This is a genomic window from Floccifex sp. (assembly GCF_051873495.1).
Classification (GTDB): Bacteria; Bacillota_I; Bacilli_A; order Erysipelotrichales; family Erysipelotrichaceae; genus Floccifex.
In genome coordinates, this window is record NZ_JBJEEX010000133.1 from 1 (window position 1) to 4,392 (window position 4,392).

Annotated in this window: 7 protein-coding genes; 4 read left to right on the forward strand and 3 right to left on the reverse strand. The window is 32.0% G+C overall.

Annotated features, from left to right (window positions below; all coding sequences use genetic code 11):
- Positions 1–104: 104 nt before the first annotated feature.
- Genes ACI313_RS08780 through hxlA form a run of 3 tightly spaced genes read right to left on the reverse strand, consistent with a single transcriptional unit; the run spans position 105 to position 1,672 of the window.
- Entirely contained in the window at positions 105–461 is a 357-nt protein-coding gene (locus ACI313_RS08780) for a hypothetical protein (RefSeq protein WP_320104421.1), read from the reverse strand.
- 15 nt (positions 462–476) lie between these two features.
- Positions 477–1,037, reverse strand: a complete 561-nt coding sequence (gene hxlB / locus ACI313_RS08785) for a 6-phospho-3-hexuloisomerase (protein ID WP_320608715.1) — start codon at positions 1,035–1,037, stop codon at positions 477–479.
- An 8-nt stretch (positions 1,038–1,045) separates the two neighbouring features.
- Positions 1,046–1,672, reverse strand: a complete 627-nt coding sequence (gene hxlA, locus ACI313_RS08790; RefSeq protein WP_439755807.1) for a 3-hexulose-6-phosphate synthase — start codon at positions 1,670–1,672, stop codon at positions 1,046–1,048.
- Between the two features lie 145 nt (positions 1,673–1,817).
- On the opposite strand from hxlA, the gene ACI313_RS08795 reads away from it, so the two are divergent.
- The 4 genes from ACI313_RS08795 to cptIN all read left to right on the forward strand — a co-directional run bounded on the left by ACI313_RS08795 (position 1,818) and on the right by cptIN (position 4,340).
- Positions 1,818–2,573: a DeoR/GlpR family DNA-binding transcription regulator gene (locus tag ACI313_RS08795; RefSeq protein ID WP_439755808.1), complete on the forward strand. Its 756-nt coding sequence runs from the start codon at positions 1,818–1,820 to the stop codon at positions 2,571–2,573.
- Positions 2,574–2,812: 239 nt separating this feature from the next.
- A complete protein-coding gene (locus ACI313_RS08800; RefSeq protein WP_439755809.1) occupies positions 2,813–3,142 on the forward strand; it encodes a MerR family transcriptional regulator in 330 nt (109 codons plus the stop codon).
- A 40-nt stretch (positions 3,143–3,182) separates the two neighbouring features.
- Positions 3,183–3,602 (forward strand): DUF6591 domain-containing protein, encoded by a 420-nt coding sequence (locus ACI313_RS08805; RefSeq protein WP_439755810.1) that lies wholly within the window; start codon positions 3,183–3,185, stop codon positions 3,600–3,602.
- 243 nt (positions 3,603–3,845) lie between these two features.
- Positions 3,846–4,340: a type III toxin-antitoxin system CptIN family toxin gene (gene cptIN, locus ACI313_RS08810; RefSeq protein ID WP_439755811.1), complete on the forward strand. Its 495-nt coding sequence runs from the start codon at positions 3,846–3,848 to the stop codon at positions 4,338–4,340.
- The last annotated feature ends 52 nt before the right edge of the window (positions 4,341–4,392 follow it).

Here is a 4,392-nt window from a genome sequence, read left to right on the forward strand (position 1 = left end):
TGAGTCAGCTATCCTTTTTTGTACAGGCTATTTAACTGTTACAGCCTCTTTTTTTTTTAATATTAAAAAAGCCACTAAAATAGTGGCAAAAGTAAAGTGGGATTTCACTGACGATTATAATCATCTTCTACACGAACAACATCATCTAAGTAAGGTGTACTCACTTCAATAAAAACAGAGTCTTCTAGAGCTGTTACGCGGTGTTTATATGTAGGTAAAGCATGGATAATATCACCTGGATTGTAGACATTGGTTTCCATTTCTTTATTGATGTTGTCTTCTTCAATTGATAATTGTCCTGATAATACATAACTATGTTCTTCTTTATAGTTATGATATTGAAGTGAAGTACGACATCCTTTCTTTAAAAAGATTTCTTTTAATGCATAGTGATCGGTAACCGCAATCCATTTTTCATATCCCCATGGTTTTTCAATATATTTATTTAATTCTGCTCTCATTCCCTTCTCCTCCTATTATTCCATATTAGCGTGACGTCCAAACATTGTGTCACTATCCATATTGTTCTTTTCCATCAACATCATAATCGCAATGTCCATGAAAATTCCTTCAGATTGTTCGAATAAAGAACCCATTGGTTGAATCGATTTAATGTCTCCTTGTTTGGCACTCTTTGGACTTGGAGCACTGATTTCAACGACGACATCTGCCATTTTAGCAATTGTTGATTCGGGATTAATCGTAATTAAAGCGACTTTAGCTCCGACTTCTTTGGCTTTTGTGGCATGGTTTACTAAACTCTTAGTTTCTCCTGAACCTGAACAAATGACTAATAATCCGTTTTCTCTAATATTAGGTGTACAAGTTTCTCCTACTACATAACTGTGTACGCCCATGTGCATTAAACGCATCGCAAATCCTTTAATTTGAAATCCTGAACGACCGGCTCCAGCACAGAATACTTCATCGGCTTGGTCTACTAATTCTACGAATTGGTTGGCTTTATCGATATCAATTCTTGATAAAGTGTGTTGTAGTTCGTTTAAAACGACACTGGCATAATCTCTATTATTCATGTTTCCTCCTATTTTAAATGATCCTTAATTTCTTTGGCATAGGCGCTACGATCTTGTGCGTTACAAATTGCTCCTCCTACAACTACGATTTCGCATCCTTCATTGACAATGGCATCAACGGTTTTAAGTTTAACTCCACCTGCTACAGCACTTTTGGCATTTTTAATGACACTGTTTACGGTTTTTAAATCATCTAATGGATCTTGTCCTAATGCTTGTACATCAAAGGCAGTGTGTACACAAATGTAGTCAACTCCCATGGCATCAATTTCGATAGTTCTTTGTTTTAAATCACTGACCGCAATCATATCAACCATAACTTTCTTTCCGTGGCTTTTCGCACTTTCCACAACACCTTTAATTGTTTCATCGTGGCTTACTCCCAATACTGTTACGATATCGGCACCGGCATCAAAGCATTTATCAGCTTCGTATTTTCCAGCATCCATGATTTTGGCATCGGCTAATACTTCAATTTCAGGGAAGCGCTTTTTGAATTCACGAACAGGAACCATTCCTTCTTCAATCACAAATGGTGTTCCTACCTCGGCAATATCAACAGATCCTTTTGTTTCTTCTAATAATGTAATGCATTCGTCTAGTGTTAATGTGTCTAGGGCAACTTGTAGTTTCATATATACTCCTCTTTTCTTTTGGTACTTTAAATATAAATGATTTTAAAATATAAACAATATCAAAACTTGGTTTTCCAATATATACAATGTTATAATGTTGGAAATAAAAGAATAAACAAAGTTTTTCCAAGAAAAAGGAGACAAAATGCCAAGAAATACCAAAAATCGAAGAGATCAAATCTATCAAAAAATATTAAATGAAAATAGTGTACGTATTGTCGATTTAGCCAGTGAATTTAAAGTGAGTTCCGAAACCATTCGAAAAGATTTATCTATTCTTGAATCACAACAATTAATCACCAAAAAACATGGAATAGCCGAAGTTAATCAAGATTATAATCAACTTCCTTTAGATATTAAAATGGGAGAACACATCAAGGAAAAAGAACAAATTGCCAAAAAAGCATTAGACTATATCCAAGATAATTCCATTATCTTTTTAGATCCAGGTTCAACGACTTTAGCTTTATGTAAATATTTACCACTAAAAAAGAACCTAACCATTGTGACAAATTCCTTAGCCATCGCCCAAGTTATTTCGAATACAAAACATGATTTATTATTTTTAGGTGGAAAGCTACAAAAAAGAGGAAAATCAATGGTAGGTGTCTTTGCGATGCAGACGTTAGAAAAGATTCAAATTGATACCGCTTTTATGGGATGCGATGGTTTTTTAAATACTGGCGGACCTACTACGTTTTCCTTAGAAGAAATGTTGATCAAACAACAAGTCCTATCGAAATCCAAACAAAAAATTTTATTATGTGATGCTTCTAAGTTTCGTAAACAAGGAACCTATACGTTTGCCAAGTTTAGTGACTATGATGTTTTAATCACCAATCCTATATCAAAAGAAGAAAAAGAACTTTGTCAGGGTGTTAAAAAATTGGAAATAGCTTAATTATGAATGGAACCAATGGATTTGTTGCTCCAATTCCTTTTTTCCAAAGTCGTATAAACAATATGATATAACTGGAAGAAATATGCATGCGTGCATATTTTTCCTGGGAATTATATGCATCTATGCATATTTTTTCCAAATTTTAATTTATCCTCGCGAAAAAAACATTTCCCATAGTAGGAAGTGTTTTTTTATTTGACTGCACGTTGCGTGCAATTTTAGGATTTTAGGAGGATAGAATGAAGGATTTAACACTAAAAGAAGTTTGTACACAATTAAATATTTCCAGACGAGCTATACAAGGCTATGAAAAAGAACAATTAGTAAAACCATCTGGTAAAAACAATCGTGGTTACTTGCTCTATGACCAAGAAACCATAAAAAGAATTAAACAAATTAAGTTATTTCAGGATATGGGTTTTTCACTAAAGGAAATAAAAAATATAATAGATGATTCTGGTACAGAATTAAAAGATGCGTTATTAAAGCGTAAAGAAAAACTTAATCAAGAAATAATTAAAAATGAATCTATGATTCAAATCATTGAACAAATGCTGACTTCACTATAAAAAAATTAGAAACACTTCCTTCATTTAAAGGAGAACGTATATGAAAAGACAAATGATGATTTTAACGAGTGCACTTGCCCTAAGTGTATTAAGTGGATGTGATGAACCAAAACAACCTACTCAACCTGAACAACCTGATATTGTCGATATTCAGGAAGAAAAACAAGAAAATATTGTTGAGGAACAAACACCTATTGCCAATGGCATTCGTCCTGAAATAAAAGAAGCATTGGATAGCTATGAAATCTTTATGAACGAATATGTGGAGTTCATGAAAACATATCAAGAATCACAAGATACAAGTACCTTGTTGCAGCAATATGTTGAATATATGACAAAATATAACGATGCATGTAAAAAACTAGATGAAATTGATGAAGATTCTTTAAACGATGATGAACTAATTTATTATCTTGAAGTACAAACTCGTGTCCTAAATAAAATAAATGAAATCGAATAAGCCTTAACCCGTGTAGATTTCTATACGGGTTTTCAATTGACAAACGATAGCTTTTTTTCTACTATAAAGATAGATAGAGTTCTATCTAAAAAGTAGTTCGCTTCCGGTCATGCGAATCATAAATAGACCGTGAAAACGTAGTTCGCTTCCGGTCATGCGAATCATAAATAGACCGTGAAAAAGTATTTTTAAGCCTCTTGCTCTCAACGGTAAGAGGCTTAATTTGTAAGAAAGGAATTTATTATGGAATTATTAAAAGGAGCTTTTTACTTTGTAGCCGATGAATTTTTTGAGAAAGTGAATGATCCTTATTTAAAAATGAATTATGAAAAAAGTAAACGGCCTCATTATTTTGCATTTTATGATGACAAAACAGAATTAATTTGGTTAATTCCTTGTAGCTCAAAAATAGAAAAATTTGAAAGAATCATTGAAAACAAAAATAAACAACATAAACCTAATGATACAATTTTAATAGCAAAAGTATTCAATAAAAAAACAGTTCTATTATTACAAGATATGTTTCCTGTTACAAATCATTACATTGAACAAGCGTACATTAAAGGAGGACAAATTGTAAGAATTTATGATAAAAATACAATAAAAGAAATTGACAAAAAAGCTCATAAAGTAATTAATTTATTACGTAATGGTGTCCGCTTTACTCCGACTCAGCCAGATATTAAAAAAATAGAAAAATTAATGATTGAAGAATTGGAAAAAATTAATCAAAAGTGAAAGCTAACTATATAAAAATCAATAGAATTTATGAAAAAGTTTGAAAATATAT